The sequence below is a fragment of the Arthrobacter sp. Z1-15 genome (assembly GCF_054792395.1).
Genome location: NZ_CP096454.1, coordinates 3,213,680 through 3,232,757, shown reverse-complemented (window position 1 = coordinate 3,232,757; position 19,078 = coordinate 3,213,680). Strand labels below are relative to the sequence as shown.

Annotated in this window: 25 protein-coding genes and 2 tRNA genes; 23 read left to right on the top strand and 4 right to left on the bottom strand. The window is 64.0% G+C overall.

Going from position 1 to position 19,078, the window contains the following annotated elements:
- Window positions 1–12 precede the first annotated feature (12 nt).
- The gene (locus M1D40_RS14915) at window positions 13–1,161 is read left to right on the top strand and encodes a cystathionine gamma-synthase (RefSeq protein ID WP_461169326.1); all 1,149 of its coding nucleotides are present in this window, start codon (window positions 13–15) and stop codon (window positions 1,159–1,161) included.
- 29 nt (window positions 1,162–1,190) lie between these two features.
- Here M1D40_RS14915 and M1D40_RS14910 read toward each other — a convergent pair whose 3' ends face one another.
- Together M1D40_RS14910 and M1D40_RS14905 are read right to left on the bottom strand one after the other, a co-directional pair.
- Window positions 1,191–1,628, bottom strand: coding sequence for a hypothetical protein (locus tag M1D40_RS14910; protein ID WP_341393316.1), 438 nt, complete (start codon window positions 1,626–1,628; stop codon window positions 1,191–1,193).
- Complete coding sequence (locus tag M1D40_RS14905; RefSeq protein WP_461169325.1) at window positions 1,625–2,803, bottom strand: amidohydrolase; 1,179 nt, start codon at window positions 2,801–2,803, stop codon at window positions 1,625–1,627. Before M1D40_RS14905 ends, M1D40_RS14910 begins: the two co-directional genes overlap by 4 nt.
- A gap of 129 nt (window positions 2,804–2,932) precedes the next feature.
- Between M1D40_RS14905 and M1D40_RS14900 the strand changes: the two genes are divergently transcribed.
- From M1D40_RS14900 to M1D40_RS14890, 3 genes are all read left to right on the top strand, one after another.
- On the top strand, window positions 2,933–4,231 hold the full coding sequence (locus M1D40_RS14900; protein WP_461169324.1) for a glycosyltransferase 87 family protein: 1,299 nt from the start codon (window positions 2,933–2,935) through the stop codon (window positions 4,229–4,231).
- A gap of 10 nt (window positions 4,232–4,241) precedes the next feature.
- The gene (locus tag M1D40_RS14895; RefSeq protein ID WP_461169323.1) at window positions 4,242–4,904 is read left to right on the top strand and encodes an MOSC domain-containing protein; all 663 of its coding nucleotides are present in this window, start codon (window positions 4,242–4,244) and stop codon (window positions 4,902–4,904) included.
- A 357-nt stretch (window positions 4,905–5,261) separates the two neighbouring features.
- Window positions 5,262–7,178, top strand: coding sequence for a DEAD/DEAH box helicase (locus M1D40_RS14890; RefSeq protein ID WP_341393320.1), 1,917 nt, complete (start codon window positions 5,262–5,264; stop codon window positions 7,176–7,178).
- 81 nt (window positions 7,179–7,259) lie between these two features.
- On the opposite strand, the gene M1D40_RS14885 is transcribed toward M1D40_RS14890, so the two are convergent.
- Window positions 7,260–8,636, bottom strand: a complete 1,377-nt coding sequence (locus tag M1D40_RS14885) for a protein kinase domain-containing protein (RefSeq protein WP_461169322.1) — start codon at window positions 8,634–8,636, stop codon at window positions 7,260–7,262.
- A 198-nt stretch (window positions 8,637–8,834) separates the two neighbouring features.
- On the opposite strand from M1D40_RS14885, the gene M1D40_RS14880 reads away from it, so the two are divergent.
- Both M1D40_RS14880 and M1D40_RS14875 read left to right on the top strand, forming a co-directional pair.
- Window positions 8,835–8,906 (top strand) — tRNA-Thr (locus tag M1D40_RS14880).
- 79 nt (window positions 8,907–8,985) lie between these two features.
- Window positions 8,986–9,059 (top strand) — tRNA-Met (locus M1D40_RS14875).
- 376 nt (window positions 9,060–9,435) lie between these two features.
- On the opposite strand, the gene M1D40_RS14870 is transcribed toward M1D40_RS14875, so the two are convergent.
- Window positions 9,436–9,693, bottom strand: coding sequence for a helix-turn-helix domain-containing protein (locus tag M1D40_RS14870; protein WP_461169321.1), 258 nt, complete (start codon window positions 9,691–9,693; stop codon window positions 9,436–9,438).
- Between the two features lie 115 nt (window positions 9,694–9,808).
- Between M1D40_RS14870 and M1D40_RS14865 the strand changes: the two genes are divergently transcribed.
- The 17 genes from M1D40_RS14865 to M1D40_RS14785 all read left to right on the top strand — a co-directional run bounded on the left by M1D40_RS14865 (window position 9,809) and on the right by M1D40_RS14785 (window position 19,078).
- Complete coding sequence (locus M1D40_RS14865; protein ID WP_461169320.1) at window positions 9,809–10,060, top strand: helix-turn-helix domain-containing protein; 252 nt, start codon at window positions 9,809–9,811, stop codon at window positions 10,058–10,060.
- Window positions 10,061–10,376: 316 nt separating this feature from the next.
- A complete protein-coding gene (locus M1D40_RS14860) occupies window positions 10,377–10,613 on the top strand; it encodes a hypothetical protein (RefSeq protein WP_461169319.1) in 237 nt (78 codons plus the stop codon).
- Window positions 10,614–10,899: 286 nt separating this feature from the next.
- A complete protein-coding gene (gene dnaN, locus M1D40_RS14855; protein WP_461169318.1) occupies window positions 10,900–12,033 on the top strand; it encodes a DNA polymerase III subunit beta in 1,134 nt (377 codons plus the stop codon).
- The gene (locus M1D40_RS14850) at window positions 12,030–12,308 is read left to right on the top strand and encodes a hypothetical protein (RefSeq protein WP_461169317.1); all 279 of its coding nucleotides are present in this window, start codon (window positions 12,030–12,032) and stop codon (window positions 12,306–12,308) included. The genes dnaN and M1D40_RS14850 overlap by 4 nt, the downstream gene beginning before the upstream one ends.
- Window positions 12,305–12,646 carry a hypothetical protein gene (locus M1D40_RS14845; RefSeq protein WP_461169316.1) on the top strand — a complete coding sequence of 114 codons (342 nt, stop codon included), beginning with the start codon at window positions 12,305–12,307 and terminating at the stop codon, window positions 12,644–12,646. Before M1D40_RS14850 ends, M1D40_RS14845 begins: the two co-directional genes overlap by 4 nt.
- Entirely contained in the window at window positions 12,643–13,008 is a 366-nt protein-coding gene (locus M1D40_RS14840; RefSeq protein WP_461169315.1) for a hypothetical protein, read from the top strand. Before M1D40_RS14845 ends, M1D40_RS14840 begins: the two co-directional genes overlap by 4 nt.
- Complete coding sequence (locus M1D40_RS14835; RefSeq protein ID WP_461169314.1) at window positions 13,005–13,346, top strand: hypothetical protein; 342 nt, start codon at window positions 13,005–13,007, stop codon at window positions 13,344–13,346. Before M1D40_RS14840 ends, M1D40_RS14835 begins: the two co-directional genes overlap by 4 nt.
- Window positions 13,347–13,691: 345 nt before the next feature.
- Complete coding sequence (locus M1D40_RS14830) at window positions 13,692–14,042, top strand: hypothetical protein (RefSeq protein ID WP_461169313.1); 351 nt, start codon at window positions 13,692–13,694, stop codon at window positions 14,040–14,042.
- Window positions 14,039–14,200 carry a hypothetical protein gene (locus tag M1D40_RS14825; protein ID WP_461169312.1) on the top strand — a complete coding sequence of 54 codons (162 nt, stop codon included), beginning with the start codon at window positions 14,039–14,041 and terminating at the stop codon, window positions 14,198–14,200. The genes M1D40_RS14830 and M1D40_RS14825 overlap by 4 nt, the downstream gene beginning before the upstream one ends.
- A gap of 94 nt (window positions 14,201–14,294) precedes the next feature.
- Window positions 14,295–15,506 carry an AAA family ATPase gene (locus M1D40_RS14820; RefSeq protein ID WP_461169311.1) on the top strand — a complete coding sequence of 404 codons (1,212 nt, stop codon included), beginning with the start codon at window positions 14,295–14,297 and terminating at the stop codon, window positions 15,504–15,506.
- Entirely contained in the window at window positions 15,503–15,718 is a 216-nt protein-coding gene (locus M1D40_RS14815) for a hypothetical protein (RefSeq protein WP_461169310.1), read from the top strand. Before M1D40_RS14820 ends, M1D40_RS14815 begins: the two co-directional genes overlap by 4 nt.
- Window positions 15,719–15,909: 191 nt before the next feature.
- A complete protein-coding gene (locus tag M1D40_RS14810; protein ID WP_461169309.1) occupies window positions 15,910–16,125 on the top strand; it encodes a hypothetical protein in 216 nt (71 codons plus the stop codon).
- Entirely contained in the window at window positions 16,122–16,943 is an 822-nt protein-coding gene (locus tag M1D40_RS14805; protein ID WP_461169308.1) for a YqaJ viral recombinase family protein, read from the top strand. The genes M1D40_RS14810 and M1D40_RS14805 overlap by 4 nt, the downstream gene beginning before the upstream one ends.
- The gene (locus tag M1D40_RS14800) at window positions 16,940–17,485 is read left to right on the top strand and encodes a hypothetical protein (protein WP_461169307.1); all 546 of its coding nucleotides are present in this window, start codon (window positions 16,940–16,942) and stop codon (window positions 17,483–17,485) included. Before M1D40_RS14805 ends, M1D40_RS14800 begins: the two co-directional genes overlap by 4 nt.
- Window positions 17,486–17,496: 11 nt before the next feature.
- Window positions 17,497–17,904 (top strand): hypothetical protein, encoded by a 408-nt coding sequence (locus M1D40_RS14795; protein ID WP_461169306.1) that lies wholly within the window; start codon window positions 17,497–17,499, stop codon window positions 17,902–17,904.
- A complete protein-coding gene (ssb, locus tag M1D40_RS14790) occupies window positions 17,901–18,392 on the top strand; it encodes a single-stranded DNA-binding protein (RefSeq protein ID WP_461169305.1) in 492 nt (163 codons plus the stop codon). Before M1D40_RS14795 ends, ssb begins: the two co-directional genes overlap by 4 nt.
- Window positions 18,393–18,460: 68 nt before the next feature.
- Window positions 18,461–19,078 (top strand): RNA ligase family protein, encoded by a 618-nt coding sequence (locus M1D40_RS14785; RefSeq protein ID WP_461169304.1) that lies wholly within the window; start codon window positions 18,461–18,463, stop codon window positions 19,076–19,078.

Here is a 19,078-nt window from a genome sequence, read left to right as displayed (position 1 = left end):
AAGGAGCAAACCATGAGTCAAGGCTTTAACACCCGCGCCATCCATGCGGGCCAGACTCCCGATCCGACCACCGGCGCAGTGATTCCCGCGCTGTACCAAAGCACCACCTACGCGCAGGACGGCATCGGCAAGCTGCGCAACGGCTATGAATACGGCCGCGGCACCAATCCCACCCGCGACGCGCTGCAGAAGCAGCTCGCCGCGCTTGAGGGCGGGGCGCACGCCTATTCCTTCAGCTCCGGCCTCGCGGCCGAGGACGCGCTCATCCGTGCGCTGCTCGCGCCGGGTGACCACATTGTGCTCGGCAACGACGCCTACGGCGGCACCTACCGGCTGATCAACAGGGTCCTGGCCGGCTGGGGCATCACCAACGCGGCAGTGGACATGTCCGACGTCGGAGCCCTCACTGCAGCCATCGCCGCCGGCAACACCAAGATGGTGTGGCTGGAAACGCCGTCGAATCCGATGATGAAGATCTCCGACATCGCAGCGGTGGCGCAGGCCGCGCACGACGCCGGGGCCTGGCTGGTGGTGGACAACACGTTCGCCTCGCCGTACCTGCAGCAGCCGCTGTCCCTGGGCGCGGACATCGTGGTGCACTCCACCACCAAGTACATCGGCGGGCACTCGGACGCGGTGGGCGGTGCGGTAATCCTGAACGACGGCGACGCCGCAGAGAAGATCGGGTTCATCCAGTTCGCCGTAGGCGCGGTGTCCGCTCCGATGGAAGCCTGGCTGACCACGCGGGGACTGAAGACCCTTGGCGTACGGATGGACCGGCACTCCTCCAACGCGATGGCCGTGGCCCGCTGGCTGCAGGACCAGCCGGCCGTGGAGAACGTGCTCTACCCGGGGCTGGAAGACCACCCCGGCCATGACCTGGCCAAGGCCCAGATGAAGGACTTCGGCGGGATGGTCTCCGTGTCCTTCAAGGGCGGGGAAGCCGCGGCTCGCACGGTCGCGGAGTCCACCCGCGTGTTCACGCTGGCCGAGTCCCTGGGCGGGGTGGAGTCCCTGATGAACTACCCGTCCGAGATGACGCACGCCTCCGTGAAGGGCACCGAACTGGCCGTGCCGGAGAACCTGCTGCGCCTTTCCGTGGGGATCGAGGACCTCGAAGACCTGATTGCCGATCTGGAGCAGGCCCTGGGCCGGCTGTAGCAGGAGCTTCTTCGGCTGCCCGGCTGCTTCTAGCGGCGGCCGAAGAAGCGCCGCCGGGCCTTGGGCTCACGCTCCTGGAAGAACCTGCTGCTCTGCGGAAGCCAGAGCAGCAGCACACACACCAGCAGCACCAGGCCGACGGCAATCAGCGCCGGGCCGCGGAACAGCAGCGGGATTCCGACAATGACCCCCACCGTGGTGAGGGTTTCCCGCGCGCTGCGCTTCCCGGCCCGCAGCCGCAGAACACAGAACCCGATCACCGCCGCCACAGCCAGGACCACGGCCCCCAGCGCCGTCAGCGCGGCTCCGTCGCGGTGCTGGGTGCCGGCGGAAACAATGAAGGATGCTCCGGCCACCGCCACCAGTGCGGCGGCGGCGAGCCAGGCGGCGGACGCCGCGCGCATGATGCCGGGCAGCGGCGGCCGCGGGGTGCCGCCTGCCGGGCGGCGTCGTACAGGGCGGGTCACCGGCGGTCAGCCACCACGGGCGTCCGGGTTTCGGTGTCGTAGCGGTAAACCTCCCGGCCTCCGATCCACACCGTCAGCGCCCGCTGCATGACATCCAGCGGATCACCGCTCCAGAGCACGACGTCGGCGTCCTTGCCGGGTTCCAGCGACCCGATCCGGTCGCCCAGCCCCAGGACCCGGGCCGGGTTGATGGTGACGGAACGCAGCGCTGTTTCCCGGTCCAGTCCTTCCTTCATCGCCAGGGCGGCCTGGTAGATGAGGAAGTTGATGGGCACCACGGGGTGGTCGGTGATGATGGAGATTTCCACGCCGGCAGCGGCCAGCTTGCCCGGGTTTTCCAAACTGCGGCGGCGCAGCTCCACCTTCGAACGGGTGGTGAACAGCGGGCCGATCAGGACCGGCACGCCGCGCTCGGCCAGCACATCGGCCAGCAGATGCGCCTCGGTGCCGTGGTCCAGGACCAGGTCGTAGCCGAATTCATCGGCCAGGCGCAGCGCGGTGCCGATGTCGTCGGCGCGGTGGGCGTGCTGGCGCCACGGAATTTCCCGGCGCAGCACCATGGCGAGGGCGTCGAGCTGCGGGTCGCGGGCGTCGTCGTCCTTGCCCATGTAGTTCTGCGCGTCCATGAACGCCTTGCGGATGACCAGTGCGGTGCCCAGCCGGGTGGAAGGGGTTTGCTTCTTGTCGCTGTAGACCCGCTTGGGATTCTCGCCGAGGGCGGACTTCAGGCCGCTGGGGGAGCGGAGGACCATTTCCTCCACGTACCGGCCGTGGGTGTGCAGGGCAACGGCGAGGCCGCCGATGGGATTGCCGGAGCCGGGGTTGATGTTCACGGCGGTAACGCCGCCGGCGAGGGCATCGTCGAAGCCCGCGTCCTCGGGGTTCACGCCGTCTATGGCCCGCACTCCCGCCATCACGGGATCGGTCATTTCATTGGTGTCATTGCCGGCCCAGCCTTCACCCTCCTCATGGACGCCCAGATGGGTATGGGCGTCCACCAGCCCGGGCAGCAGCCACTTGCCGCCGGCGTCGAGGACCTCGGCGTCCTCGGGCACCCTCACGTCGGGGCCGAGCTCCGCGATCCGGCCGTCCGCCACCAGGAGCGTCCCGGTGAAGGGCGGCGCGGTGACGGGGACAATGCGGGCGTTAATAATGGCCAAAACGGGTGCGGGCATGAGCAACCTTCCGGGGTCTGATCGGGTGCGCCCAGCCTATCCTGCACCGCCGGCAGGCCGGGCAGGCACGCCCCGCCGGTAGACTTGCACAAGTAAATAATCTGAGCTGGCTGTAGTGCAGGGAGAATCATGGGCCTGAAGACCCGATCCGGGATGGTCCGGCTGGCAGCGACTCTGGCAGCTCTTGTTGCCGCAGCAGTCATGGTCACCGCGGCGTTTGTTATTTCACCTCGGCACGGGCTGGATTTCAGCGTCTACCTCTCCGGCGGCCAGAGCGTTATCGACGCCGGCGGCCAGCTGTACACGAAGGAGCTGCAGTACCGCGAGGGCAGCAGCCTCCTCTTCACCTATCCGCCGTTTTCGGCGCTGATGTTCGCGGTCCTTGCGCCCTTCGGGCAGAACCTTGGCCTGAATATTTTCACCGGGATCTCAGTGCTGATCGCCGCCGCCACAGCAGTCCTCGGGGTGCGCCATGCCTTCGGAAAGCCCAGCGTGCAGGCCGTCCTGACAGATCCCCGGCTGCGTCCGCTGGCCCTGGCCGGCGTTGGTTTTGTGCTGCTCCTGGGTCCCTGGCGGGAAACCATGGCTTTCGGCCAGATCAACATCCTGTTGTTCGGCCTGATCCTTGCCGACTTCCTGATCAAGCGGGACAGCTGGCCCACCGGGCTCCTGACCGGAGTTGCCGCCGGGCTGAAACTGACCCCGCTGGTTTTTGGCCTCTATTTCCTTGCCCGCGGAGACTGGCGCGGCCTGCGGAACATGACCGTTGGGTTCCTGGCCACCTTCGCACTGGGCTTCCTCATCCTGCCGCGCGAATCGCGGACCTACTGGCTGGACCTGCTTCCCGACACCTCGCGGATCGGCGGCGCGGGCTACGTGGACAACCTGGGCATTAAGGGCGCCATCCTGCATTTCACCGGCCCGGACTTCCCGGTGGACCTGCCCTGGCTGCTGCTGTCGCTGGTGTGCGTTGCGGCGGCCGCAGTCATCATCCGCCTGGCCGGCAACCGCAGCGACTGGTTCACGGCCCTGGCAGCGACAGCGCTGCTGATGCTGCTGATCTCCCCGGTGTCCTGGTCGCACCACTGGGTGTGGGTGGCCCTCTTCATTCCGGTTCTCGGCCGGAATATTGCTGAGCTCACTGCGAAGGGCACGGGCCTGCGGAAAGCCGGAATCGCCCTGCTGGCATCCGCCGTCGTGGTTTTCCTGCTCTCCCCCAAGTCCATCGGCTGGCTCATGGGCGCCCCCAATCTTGATTCCCAGCAGCCGGCACCATGGCTCATGGCCTCCAGTGTCGGTGTCTTCTGGGGCCTTGCGCTGATGGGCTGGTGGGCCGCCGTCCTGTGGAAGAACCGTCCGCCGCGCTGGTGGAAGCAGCCGGAACAGGCGGGAATCCAGCAGGCTGGCCTCAGGCACGTTCAACCGTAGGATGGTGCGCATGAGCTCCGGAACCCTGCTGGCGGTCTGCCGCGTCCACCAACTGCTGCCCACCACCGACTCCACGGGCGTTACCGCGATCGACAAGCGTCCGGTCGACGGCCCGGTCAAGGTGCACGCGCTAGGACTGAACGGAGACGTGCAGGCCAGCCGCAAGCATCACGGCGGGGAGTCGAAGGCCGTTTATGCCTATTCCCAGGAGGACGCCGATTACTGGGCGGCGGAACTGGAAACCGGGATCCCGCCGGGTCTCTTCGGCGAAAACCTGCGCATCGCCGGCCTGCCCGTTTCGGAGGCAGTCATCGGCGAACGCTGGCAGATCGGCGAGAAAACCGTGCTGGAAGTGACCTGCCCGCGGACCCCCTGCCGTAATTTTGCCGCCCGCATGCATCAGCCGCGCTGGGTTATCCGGTTTACCGAAGCAGGCCGCACCGGAACGTATTTGCGGGTTCTGCGCAACGGCACCGTTTCCGCCGGCGACAGTGTGTCCGTCATTTACCGGCCCGGCCACGGGGTGACCTCGGGTGACGTGTTCCGCGGCCTGTCCCCGGACCAGGCGCATCTGCTGACCGCAGCACAGGCTGCAGGGGAGATCAGCCTGTCACCGGAAATCCAGAAAGTGCTGCGGACCCTGAAGGCGCGGGAGCCGGCCGCCGGCAGCTGAGGCTCAGGGCCCGCCCAAACACCGGATGTGGCCCGCTGTGCCCAAGCTCACCGCCCGGTATGGACCGCGCGGTCCCCGCATGCCGTACACTTGAAACATCCCCCACTCCGGTATTCCCTTATTTTCCTGCGGTTTCCAATCGCCAGGTACGTTGTGTTGGGGCTCGCGTTTTCGAATGCGGGCAGATTCATCTTTTGGGAGCGCCGGCAAAGAAATCGTCACACCGGCCTACGTCACAATCCAGTGAAATCGGTCTACAGCTGTGACGGAAAGTCCTGCCATGGGATTGCAATAGCGCCGGACTTACGTCCTGCGGCCTTCCGGCCGCGCGGTCCCAATGAATGAGGATTATTTCTTTTGCTTGACTCTGTAGAAAACACCGAAACCGCAGCAACCGCCGCTCCCGAAGCAGTCGAAGAGAACCAGGTTCTCTTCACCGACTTCGGTCTGGACCCGCGCGTTCTGCAAGCACTGGTGGACGTAGGCTACGAAAAGCCTTCCCCGATCCAGGCCGCCACCATTCCCCTCCTGCTTGAAGGCCGCGATGTCGTCGGCCTGGCGCAGACCGGAACCGGCAAGACCGCCGCCTTTGCGGTCCCCGCCCTGTCCCTGATGGCCGGCCTGCCCGCCACCAAGGACACCCAGATCCTCGTGCTGGCCCCGACCCGCGAACTGGCACTCCAGTCCGCTGAAGCCTTCGCTTCCTACGCCAAGCACATGGACAACTTCACCGTCCTGCCGGTCTACGGCGGATCCGCTTACGGACCCCAGCTCGCCGGCCTGCGCCGCGGCGCCCAGGTTGTAGTCGGTACCCCGGGCCGCGTCATCGACCACATCTCCAAGGGTTCCCTCGACCTCTCCAACCTGCAGTACCTGGTGCTGGACGAGGCCGACGAAATGCTCCGCATGGGCTTCGCCGAAGACGTTGAGCAGATCCTGGCGACCACGCCCGCCGACAAGCAGGTGGCACTGTTCTCCGCCACCATGCCCGGCGCAATCCGCAAGATCGCCAAGAAGTACCTGAACAACCCGGCGGAAATCACGGTCAAGTCCAAGACGACCACCGGTGCGAACACCCGCCAGCGCTACGTGCAGGTCATGGGCCCGCACAAGCTGGACGCGATGACCCGCATCCTGGAAAGCGAAGACTACGACGGCGTTATCGCCTTCGTCCGCACCAAGATGGCAACCGAGGACCTGGCTGACAAGCTCAAGGCCCGCGGCTACCAGGCCGCAGCAATCAACGGTGACATCCCGCAGCAGCAGCGCGAGCGCACCGTCGAGGCCCTGCGCAGCGGCAAGATCGACATCCTGGTTGCCACCGACGTCGCCGCCCGCGGTCTTGACGTTGAGCGCATCAGCCACGTCATCAACTACGACATCCCGCATGACACGGAGTCCTACGTCCACCGCATCGGCCGTACCGGCCGCGCAGGACGCACCGGCGACGCGATCCTCTTCATGACCCCGCGTGAGAAGTACCTGCTGCGGGCCATCGAGAAGGCCACCCGCCAGCCGGTTGAGCACATGCAGCTTCCGAGCATCGACATCGTCAACAACAAGCGCCTGGCGAAGTTCTCCGAGCAGATCACCGAAACCCTGGCATCCGAGGATGTCTCGGTCTTCCGCGACCTGGTCACGAACTACCTGGCCGAGCACGATGTCACCGCCGAGGAAGTTGCCGCTGCACTGGCCGTCATGGCCCAGGGCGGCCGCCCGCTGCTGATGGAAGAAATTCCGCAGGCACCGGCCCGCCAGCGCGAGCGCTCCGAAGGCCGCAATGACGGCAACGGCTCCCGCGGCCCGACACGCCCGCTGACCGAAGGCAATGCAACGTACCGCATCGCCGTCGGCCGCCGCCAGCGCGTCATGCCCGGCTCCATTGTTGGCGCCATTGCCAATGAAGGCGGACTCTCCTCCGCGCAGATCGGCGGCATCGACATCCGCGCCGACCACACGCTCGTTGAGCTCCCGGCCGACCTGAGCCAGGATCAGCTGCGTGCCCTGTCCCGCACCCGGATCGGCGGCGAGCTGATCCACCTCGAGCTGGACAACGGCCGCAAGCCGGCCCGCGAGCGCGAAAGCGGCGGCTTCAATGACCGCGGCGACCGCGGCGGCTTCAAGAAGGATTTCAAGAAGCGCGACGGCGAGCGTTCCTTCGGTGACCGCAGCGCCAGCGACCGCGGCAGCGACCGCGGCGGTTTCAAGAAGCGCGAAGGCGACCGCGGCGGCTTCAAGCCTGCCGGTACCCGCCAGCCGCGTTTCCGCGACTAAGCAGTAGACAGAGGAAGGGCGCCTTACGGAGAAATCCGCAGGGCGCCCTTCCTTTTGTGCTGCCGGGTGAGCCTGCCGGGGTTAGGAAACCGCGAGTGTGCGCTGACCCTCAAGCCTGAGTTCCAGGTCATTCATGACGATGGCGGCGAGGTCTTCGAGTGTGCGCACGTCGCTGTCCGTAAAGTCTCGTGGCTCCCGGTCCAGGATGCACAGCGTGCCGAGGTTATGCCCGTCCCGGGTCTGCAGCGGCACACCGGCGTAGAACTGCAGGCCAAACTCACCCGCCACCAGGGGATTGGCCAGTGTCCTGGGGTCAGCCCGCGCATCGGACACCACCCAGGTGTTGTCCTGCAGGATGGCCGAAGCGCACAGCCCCGGATCCCGCCCGATCTGCCGGACGTCGGTGCCGTGGTGGGACTTGAACCAGATGCGGTCGGTGTCCACGACGCTCACGATTGCCGCCGAAACCGAGAACAGCCGGGCGGCAAGGGCAGTGATCCGGTCAAAGGAGCCGTCCGGCGGGGTGTCCAGCAGGTTGTAGCGGCGGACCGCTTCCAGCCGCTGCGCCTCATCTGCCGGGATCAGCGGCGAAGTTACCCGGTGCCGGGCACGGGGTGCAACCGCCAGCTCATACAGCGCCAGCGACGCTTCGTGGGCGGAGGGCCGCTCCAGCGGCTCCAAGGCGGTCATATCCTGCAGGAGCACCCGGAACCCCTCCTCCATGTCTTTAGGGATGGCAGGGGGGCGCAGAAGGCGTGCGACGGCACTCTCCAGTGCGGGGCCGGGGTAGGCCGGTACGCCTGTCAGACACTGGAGCAGCACCAGGCCCAGCGAATAGATGTCACTCGGGGTCCCGACGGCGTCCCCGCGGGCCTGCTCCGGGCTCATGTAGGCGGCCGTTCCGGTGAACGTTCCGCTCTGCTGCTGCGGGTCGCCGGCGATCAGCGCGACGCCGAAGTCGGTGAGCTTGGCGCGCAGCCGGGTTTCGTCCCGCCTGTAGTCGAAAAGCATGATGTTGGCCGGCTTGACGTCCCGGTGCACAACGCCGGCGCCGTGCATGTAATCCAGGCCGACCGCCAGGTCATAACCCAGCTGGGCCACCTGGCGGGCCATCAGCGGGCCGTCCTGCAGCCGGGCGCGCAGGTCAGAGCCGTCCACCAATTCCATCACCAGATAGACCTGCTGCTCCCCGGTGCCGCTGCTGTGGGCTCCGGCATCCAGCAGGGTGACCAGGCTGTGGTGGTTCAAACGGGCCAGGATCTTTGCTTCGGCGTCGGTCTGCTGCTGCTGTTCCGGGGTGGCTGCTGCGGAGCGGACCAGCTTGACTGCCACGTCCCGATCCAGAAATTCGTCCCGGGCACGGTAGACGGTCCCCATGGAACCGGCTCCGATTTTTTGTTCCAGGCGGTAGCGGCCGCCCATCAGGGCACCAACCGGATGCTGCGGTGAATCTGTCACCCATGCCTACTTTCTCGTACCCTAAGCATACTGATAATCCGTGCCTGTCCTTACCTGCCCGGCCGCCTGGGGAGGGGTGGAAGGGTGCTCCGCGGACGCCCCCGGAGCCCGCTCCCCAAGTGGCCCGGATCACTTTATTGGTGCGGTTTTTCGCCGATTTCACGTTCTCCAAAAGTGCTGGTAAAGTATTTACTCGTTGCCCCGATAGCTCAGTGGTAGAGCGCCATCTTGGTAAGATGGAGGTCCCGGGATCGATTCCCGGTCGGGGCTCTCAATGGGAGGGCCCGTGTTGCTAAGGCTGTTTGTTTTGCAGAGGCCAATTTAGGGACGCGGGCTTCACTCATTTTTTGGCGGTGTAGCTCAGTTGGTTAGAGCGCACGACTCATAATCGTGAGGTCGGGAGATCGAGCCTCCCCACCGCTACCCGTAGAAAACCCCTAGATTCCGCGAGAATCTGGGGGTTTTTCTTTGCCCAAAATCACCCCGGTGTGCCCATTGGTGTGCCCATCCGTCCGCACCTATGGCTACCGCATCCATCCGACGCTATCCCACGCTATCGCCGTTCATGACGCCGCCGAACCTTGGAGTGGCCGTGCTTCGCTATAGTGTGTGATTAGAACACACGTTCTAATTGATAGGGGATTGTCTATGCACATCATCTTGGCCCTGGCGCGCAGCACGCAAACGAGCGTTCTGTGTACCCTGTGGGGCCTTTCGGAGCCTGCCGTATTGCTCCGGAAACAAGGAAAGCGCCCCCTCTCCTTTCGGGAGGCAGGGGCGCTTGCGGCGATGGCTGGTGTTAGAACCAGCGATCTTCTGGACTGATCCGGTCCTCAACTAGTTCCATGAACTTTTTCGGTGAGTAGCCGAACGCTTCGGCAATCGCGAAGAAGACGGGCATCGGCATCTGCCGGTGCCCTTTCATGTATTTACTGAGCGTCTCGCGGGTGATGCCTACCTTGTCGGCAAGAGTCTGCTGAGTCCACTCCTTGGTAGCCAGCTCCACGCGGATCTGCGTGCCTAGGGCTACCTCAAGAACGTGCGTTTCCTTTTCCATACCGTTCACTCTATGTGACCGATAGCGACACAGCAAGTGCATTCGGTCAGGTTAAGTCTTTATTCGTTCACATTACGTGTTGACATGTGAACGTTTGCTCACATAAGCTCGCTGCATGAACACACCGCAACTCTCACCCCGGCTCACAACGGCCCGGAAGATCGAGAACCACATGGCAGCCAAAGCAATCAAGCGCAAAGAACTCACAGCAGCACTCGGGGTCACGTACCAGACATTCGAACGGCGAATGAGCGGAGAACTCCCCTTCACCGTCGATGAGATATGGACAATCGCCCGCACGCTGCGGGCCAAACCCTCAGAAATTCTCCCCGACGACATCACTGAAGATGCGGCGGTGGCAGCATGAACAGCAAACAAGCATTCACAGTCCAGGAAGCGGCCGCAGCATATGGCGTCAGCGCAGACGTGATTCGCGCACACATCAAAGCCGGAAACCTCGCAGCAAGATATCCCACCAGTCGCCCCGTACTAGGCGCAACCGAGTTGCAGGACTGGTTCGAAGCACTTCCCAGCGAACCCAAGTAGCGCCGCACCACCCGCACCACCCCGCACCACCCGCCGCAGCCACAGAGCCGGCAACCTTCGCCCGCATCAGGGCACACACCCCTCGTATTTACGCCCCCTCTTGTCTTCCGAGACTTGAGTTTCCTAGGGAGAACTCTGTGTTCCTCAGATTCGTAGACCGAGCCGCGCCCAAAAACGACATCCGCGACGCACTCCTATACACAGCCGAACAAAACAACGAGCCGCTATCCAAGGCCCGCGCCGACAAGTTGGCGAACAAGTTCAAGACCGGCCAGTTCGATCCCGACCTGGCCCGCTTCATCCAACACGCAGACCCAACAGGCGAAACGGCCGCCAAGAACGTAGACCGCGAACGAATGGAGATAGCCGCATGAGCACCACGACACAGGCCCCCACCGGCTCGCCCGACACCAGCCATGTCGGCGATCTTTACCGCTCCCGTTATGGAGCAAGCCGCGGACGCTGGAAGGGGTCGTGCTTTACCTGCGATTACTGGACTGGCTACGTCTCTGAGCGGCAAGCAACCCGCGCACTCAAGCAGCACCTCGACGCACACAAAACACCGGGGCCAACCCCATGACTTCCCCGGCTCACCCCAAAGCAAAGGCGGCCACCGCGCATGGTGACCGCCTTTTTCGTACCCACATCAAGGAGTAAGTAATGAGCAGTCTACAAGCAGTGACGGCATCGGCTAAGGATTGGCTGGAGGCCTTGGCTCGCCTAGCCCCGGTGATGGCCGGCAGGAAGCCTGTCCCGGTCCTGCATGCGGTGCACGTTGATCCGTCGTCCGGCACGTTGTCGGCGTTCGACTATGAAGTGTCCGCGGTGACGGTCCTGGCCGACGCGGAGGGCGAAGGCGTCCCATTCCTTGTCCCGTATCGCTGGCTACTGGAAGCGATTCGGTCAACGGCTGGCCGCGCCAAGGGATCCCCGGTCAAGGTCACGGCGGAGGGCAAGAAGGTGACGCTGGCAGCCCGGGACTACGAACTCCATACCGAGACGATGGAGGTGTCCGAGTACCCCAAGCTGCCTGTTGTTGTCGCCTCCGTTTCGAGTGCCGTGCCGGCCGGCGAGCTTCGGCCTGCATTGCGCCGTGTTTCTGTTGCAGCCTCCACAGACGAAACGTTGCCGATTCTGAATGCGGTTCGGATTGCGTTCACTGATGGTGCACTGGAAATGCATGCCACCGACAGGTATCGGCTGGCTGAGGACTTCGCTGTAGGCGAAGGGGTTGGCGAGGGCGAGTTCCTGCTGAAGGCGCGAATCATCAGAGCCCTGGACCGTTTCCTCGTGGGCGAAGAGGTACTGCTCAGGCTCGGCGATCACCGCGTCAGTATCGAGACGGCGGCGGTGACATTCACTGTGCAGTGCGTGGACGGTGACTATCCGAAGATTGAGGCCCTCTTCCCGGAGAAGGTGACGGCTTCCTTCGAGATTGACAGGGCAGTCTTGCTTGAAGCCGCCAAGGTTGCCGGCCTGATGGGTGACCGGCACACGCCTTGCTTTGTCCGCATGTTCGATGGCGGCGCTGAGGTGACCTTTGACTACGGACTGTTCGGCCCATCGAAGGCACCTATTGCTGCTGGTGGCGTGGTCCACGGCTCGAACGAAGAGATGAAGTTCGCGTTGCAGCCGCGTTACTTTGTGGCCGCTTTGGAGCAGCTTCACACGGATAAGGTTCGCATCTCCTATGTGAATGAGGTGAAGCCCTTCCTGTTCTCTCCTGAGGGTGTGGACGGTACGGCTTCCCGGATCACGAAGCACCTGATCATGCCGGTGAGGATGCCACGATGAGCGCCCCCGCAGTTCTGGAGGACCTGGACTGGCAGAAGGACGCGCAAGCAGTGATCACCCGCCTCGCTCAGTCGCAAGCAGTGTTCTCGGCCGACGATTTGAGGCGCGAGATGCGGACACCACCTCATCCGAACATGGCGGGGGCGGCGTTCAGCGCCGCCCGCAAGAGGGGCCTTATCCAGCGCGTCGGGGATCAATCCTCGTCCGCGAAGTCACGGAACCACAGCCTGATTCGCACATGGGCACGCAAAACCACCGAGGGAGAAACACCATGAGCACCGAGAACACCCAGCGCGACGAACTGGCCCTCGACATCTTCCTCGCCGACAACAACAGCATTCCCGAGGAAACACTCCTCATGGATTGGGCGGACGCACCGGACCAGCATCGCCCCTACGCCCAGAACATCGCGGCCGGGCTCATCGCCAAGGGCTACCGCAAACTGGACCCCGCGGACGAGACGGCCATCGACAAGGTAGCAGCCACCCTCGCCAAGTCCGACGGCTGGCTCTCACTGGCCCACCCCAGCCCGCGGCACCAGACCCTCCTGCGAGAGCGCGCCCGCGCCATCCTCACCACCCTGGCCGAGCCGGAAGCCGAGTCCATCCGATGAGCGCACTGGCCGACATCAAGGCACGCACCGAGGGGCACGCTCGCGGCCCATGGGAAATCCGCGCCGACCACGGAGAGTCTCCGGCGGTCTGGCACGACAGCGAAACGGCCTTCTCAATCGGGCGCTGCGCCGACTGTGGCGTGGAAGCTGTCTATGCGCCAGCGGACGCCGAGCTGATCGCGGCCGCACCCAAGCTGCTGGCCGCGTTGGAAGCCGTGCTAATCCTTGCCGAGCAGTGGCGTTACAAGGGTGAGTTCGGCGGGGGCGCATGGCAAGAAGGTCACGGCCCGGACCCGGAAGGCGCGGCGCTGGATGATGCCTCCGCCGCCCTACGCGGGGCAATCCTCGGAGCATTTGAGTGAGCGCGGGAATGGCCGGCGTCATCGCGGCGCACCGGATAACCACTGACTTCGATTGCGCCTGCGGCAGCGACTTCTATCCCGAAGACGAAGCCAGGGAGGAAGGACCCGAGTCCTTTGAACTCGCGTGGGAAGCCCACGTCGCCGAGGAGCTGACCAAGGCCGGGTACGGGAACGCGCAGGAAGCTCTCCTGGCCGCGGCGGATGGGATGCCCATCGAAACCCTAGGAGGCGCGGACAAGGCCAGCGTGTGGCTCCGGCAGCGGGCACACTCACTCGACCCGGAAGGCCGCGCACTTGTGCAAGCCATCCACGACTGGAAGGCGGGGGTGAGTGTTTAGGTATCCCGGAATCCTCCCGCAGTGTCCAAGCCGCGGCGGCCAAGGTATCGGAGCAGGGCATGTCTGCGAATGCGTGGGCAAGGAAGGCCATGTGCCCTTCACATCCGACCGTCCGCACGGCTGCAGCTGTGGCGCTCTCTGGGCCAACACCTGATGGGCACACAGATCAGCGCCTCTTACTCCAAGCACCTGCCGCCCGGTTTCTACATACCGCCCCACGTCATAGCCCTACTGATCGCGAACGGGTGGGAACACCAAGAAGACGCACCCCCACACCCAGTTCACTAAGTACACAGGAGTACACAAGGCCCACTCGGGCCTTTTTTCTTGCCCGAAAGGCACACCATGACAAAGCACATTGACCGGTTGACCCGGTACGAGGCCGACATTGTTGTTCGCCAACTGACCGGCCGCTACTACGACAAGTACGAGGTGGATAACGGCGAACGATTCGATGACTTCGCCGCCAAGCTCGCCTGGCAGATCGACGGGAAGAACACCGCCGACTTCCGTGACTACCTCGAGGAAGTCTTGACCGACCTCGACGGAATGGCCGCGGTCTACGGATCCGGGTTGCCGAACGAGTACCGCGAACAGTGCGAATCGAACTTCAACGTCTCCGTGAACAATGCACTGTCGTCCGCCAACATCCCCGGCGACTGGATCAACTACTACACCGAGCCGGTAACGGCATGAACCGCATCAAGGCCTGGATCCGCCGCAACCTGATCGACACCGATCCGAACCCAGAGTATTCCCGCCTCGACCGACTCGATGGTCTACAGCCAACCCCGTACGGCGGCATGGAAGACCGTGCAGGATTCGCCGCACTCGCCAAGGAGTACACCCGATGATCCCCGACAGCATCATCCTCGCCGGTTACGCACTCTCCATCCTCTTCGCCCCCATCTACTACGGGCACACCACGACCACGAAAGAAGGCAGCAAATGAGCACGAAGATCACCGCCGCAACCCTGACCAACTTCCAGCGCGTCAGCTTCGCCAAGATCGAACCAACCGGCAACCTGATTGTCCTGGCCGGCAAGAACCGGGCAGGCAAGACCAGCACCAATGACGGCATCGAAGCAGCCCTCTGCGGCCACAACTCCCGCAACATCAAGCGCCCCATCAAGGACGGTCACGGCAAGGGCAGTGTGGAGATCCAGTTGAGTGACGGGGCCAAACTGATCCGCACCTACACCCCATCCGGCACAACACTCAAGGGCACGGACGCTGAGGGGAACAAGTTCGGTCAGGCCGAGATTGACCGCCGGATCAGCAGCCTCGGCATCGATGGGCGCCGGTTCATCAGCCTCGGCGAGAAGGAACAGCTCAAGGCACTGCTGAACGTAGTGGACCTGCCGTTCATCCCCGCCGAACTGGACGCAGAACGGAAGCGGATCTTCGACAAGCGCGCCGACGCCAACCGGGCAGTGAAGGACTTGACGGCCCGCGCCGGCCAGTACGGGCCCAAGCCTGCAGGCCTGCCCGATGAGGAAGTCAGTGTCTCCGAGCTGTTGGCTGAGCACCGGGCCGGTCAGACTCTCAACCACCAGATCCATGTTGCCCGCACCGCTCGGGACGGATGGGCCGACAAGGTGGAGCGGATGAAGCGTGAGCTCGCGGAAGCCGAGGAGCAGCTGAAATCGGCACAGCAGCGGCTTGATGGCGCGACTAAGCCTGTTGACCTCGAAGCGATCCAGTCGCAGATCGACACCGCTGAGCAGGTCAATGCGGCGGTCCGTACAGCCAAGGCAGCCGACGAGGTGCGCGCCGCCCTGGCCACCGCGAAGGAATCCGCAGACGCGCTCACGACCGAGCTGGAGGCCATCGACAAGACCAAGACTGACGGTCTCGCCGCAGCCGAAATGCCCGTCGAAGGCCTCACGTTCGATGACGAAGGTGTGCTCTACCAAGGCGTCCCATTCTCCCGGGCGTCAGGGCGGGAACAGCTCATCGTGTCCTGCGCAATGATCATGGCCACCGACCCCGAGTTGCGCGTCATCGTCATCCGCGACGGCAACGTCCTGGACATGGAAGGCATGCAGCTGCTGCAGGACATGGCCGAAGCGACCGACTTCCAGATTTTCATCGAAATCGTTGCGGAAGATGCCGGCGACCACGAGTTCTACTTCGCAGACGGGGAGCTGGCCGTATGAGCAAGCTGAGAGAAATCAAAGCTCTTGAGGGCGACCTGTTCGCTGCAGGCCTCCCCTCCGAGAACGCCCTCAAGCTGATCGCCGCACTGGAAGCGGTGGAGGACGGCTTAGCAGGGCTGGATGAGGTCTTCAACGGCAACAATGCAGACGACCTGGCAATCAGGGCCATCGCCGCCACGCTCCGCAACCTCATCACGGAGGCCCTCGCATGATCTCCGGAATCACCTCAGCCCAAGCTGCCTACGACGCCGCCGAACCCGACAACACGGAAGCATGCGAAGGATGCCAAGACTGCGAGAACCCATGCAGCGGCGATTGCTGCGACGACTGCACTACACCCGTTTGCGGTTGCCGCCGCCGGGATTGCTACGACTGCGCCGACTACAGCGGATAGGAACCGACGATGAACCAGCACTACGAAGACGCACGCAGCATCCTGTCCATCAGAGTGCCCGGCGACACCCTTGAAGGCGTCGTAGTCATGCTCGAAGCGCAGGCCGAAGCCACCCTCGCCGTCGCCTACGCACAGGAAACCGCAAACCTGATCGCCCACGCATCCAACGTCAACCCGAATGCCGACGTGGTAGCCCAGATCACCGAAAGGCTAGGCCTCGCATGAACCTCCACATTTACAAGGAGCTCGATCAGGGCACTCCGGAATGGTTCGCCGCACGCTGCGGCATCGTCACCGCCTCAGTGGTTGGTCAGCTCGTGTCTTCGCGCCAGCCGTCAGCGATCGAAGTTGATTGCCCGGACTGTGGCGCACCAACTGCTGACCCTTGCGTCGGGAAGCGTTCACCTGGTCCACTGAAGACCCTCCACCCGGCCCGTGCTGCAGTAGCTCGCGGGATGGACAGGGTGATCGCTGCGGACCTCAACAACGACACTGCACGCGGGCTGATTGCACATCTCGCAGCCGAGCGCATCACCGGCTACGTCGAACCCACTCCGACCTCCCGAGATATGGAACGCGGGACATTGGATGAGCCGTATGCCCGCGACGTGTACGCCGAACGTTACGCGCCGGTCGAGGAGATCGGCTTCATGGTCCGCGAGTTCGCCGGATACAAGATCGGCTACTCACCTGACGGGCTGGTTGGCGACGACGGACTGATCGAGATCAAGAGTCGCAAGCAGAAGATCCAGCTCAAGGCATTCCTGAACGATGAAGTGCCGGCCGAGAACGTCGCCCAGATAATGACTGGCCTCCTCGTCTCCGGCCGCGACTGGTGCGATTACGTCAGCTACAACGGCGGGATGCCACCTTACGTCAAGCGCGTCTACCCGGACCTGCTCTGGTTCGACGCGATACTCACGGCCGCCGAACAGGTCGAGAAGAACATCGCCGGCATGGTCGACACCTACCTAACGCGCACGGCCAACAACCCACCCACCGAACGCATCGACCACTACCTAGACCTGGAGTTGAAGCTGTGAAAATCACCGCCGAACCCCGCTCAGACCAATGGAACGCCGACGACTTCATTGGAGGCCCACGCACCTTCACCATCGCAGGGGTGAAGGACGGGGCCGCGGAACAGAAGTACGACATCAGCCTTGTCGAAGGAGAGGGCCGAGTTTGGCGCCCACCGCTGACCATGCTCCGAGTGCTGGTGTACGCGTGGGGCGACGAAGCTGCAGATTGGGAAGGCCGGCGAGTCACGCTCTACGTAGATCCGACCGTTCGCTTCGGCGCGGAGGTTCGTGGCGGGATCCGAATCTCTCACCTGTCCCACATCGACAAGCAGTTGAAGGTTCCAATCAGCCCGTCCCGTGGGAAGCGAGCCATCTTCAAGGTCGAACCGCTGGTCGGAGCATCCCCCTCGCCCGCCCAGCCTGCCGCCCCCATCATCCCCGACGAGGTGAAGGCCAACACGGAGAAGGCCAAGCAGGCCGGCAACCTCTCCGACTACATCGCCTGGCTTGCCGAGCAGGGCGCGCCGGAGTACATCCTCAACTACGCGAAGGAACAGCAGTGATCGACGTAAACGTGAGCATCACACACGAAGGCAAGACGTATGGCGGGCAGATCGCCACCATCAGCGGCACCTCACTCGGCTCGCCTGACCACGGCATAGTCAGCGCCTACCTCCACACCAAGTGGAACGGTGGCGGCATCGGAGTTGGCGGCTACTGTCTCGATGGACCACTGAAGGACGACGACGGGAAGTTCATCAAGCGCGTCGGCACCGCGTACGGCCTCGACCACCTCATGCGACTGATGGAAACCGTTGGCGTCGAGAAGTGGGAAGACCTCCCCGGCAAGCACGTCATCGTGCTCTTCGAGGGCAGGAGCATCTTCGGCAACACCGCCGCAGGAATCGCCGGACTCACCAACGAGAAGGTGCTCATCTTCAAAGAGCACGCTGACCGATACCTCAAGGAGAACGAGCAGTGAGCGGCGAGACATTCGTGACCATCATCGGGCGCCTGACCAAGGATCCGGATCTCAAGTTTGTTGGCAACTCGGCCGTCGCTGAGTTCTCCGTGGCGGTGAACGCCCGGAAGTTCAACAAGCAGTCCAACGAGTGGGAGAACAAGCCCACAAAGTTCTGGGACTGCGCCGCTTGGAACGCCGGCAAGCAGACCCTCGCGGACAACGTGGTCGAGGTCCTCCACAAGGGCGCTTCGGTCATCGTCCACGGCGAGATCGAAACCCGGGAATGGGAAGACCGCGATGGCAAGCGCCGAACCGCCGACCAGATCCGCGTCATCAGTGTTGGCAAAGACCTCACCTGGCATCAGGGCAACAGCCCGCATCAGGCGTCCGGCCAGCAGCAGCAAGCGCAGGGCTGGGGTGGACAGCAGGCACCTGCCGAGGATCCGTGGGGCGCACCGGCCAGCGGGTGGGGTGCCGCGCCAAGCCAGACAGATCCGCCCTACTAAGCAGCACTGAATCACCCCGGGCCGCGACAACCGTCGTGGCCTTTTGCATGCCCAGACAAGGAGAAGAAATGTCCATCGAGTTCAAACCCTGGCCCAAAACGCCGCGCCTGCTCCGCAACATCACCATCACCGAGAAGATCGACGGCACCAACGCGGCCATCGGCATCGTGCAGGTTGACGCCGGCGCGGCTACGGACAGCCCCGAGCCGAGCATCATCGCGCACATCGAAACTCCGGACGGACTCATGGGCGTCTATGCCCAGTCCCGGACTCGGCTCATTACTCCCGGCAAGGCTACGGACAACTACGGGTTCGCTGGGTGGGTGCAGGCGAACGGTGCCGAGCTGGTCCGCCTGCTCGGCGAGGGGCTGCACTTCGGCGAATGGTGGGGCGCCGGCATCCAGCGCAAGTACGGGATGGCAGAGAAGCGATTCTCCCTGTTCAATACGGCCCGCTACGGCCAGTTGGACACTGACCTCAACCTCGACGTCGTCCCCGTCCTGTACGAAGGGCCCAACGACACGGCCGCCATTGCCGACACCCTCGAAGCACTCCGCCGGGATGGCTCCTCTGCTGCGCCTGGCTTCATGGACCCCGAGGGCATCTGCATCTACCAGCACTCATCCCGGCAGATCTCCAAGGTCACCCTGGACCACAACGACGCCGGGAAGTGGGAAGCAGCTTAG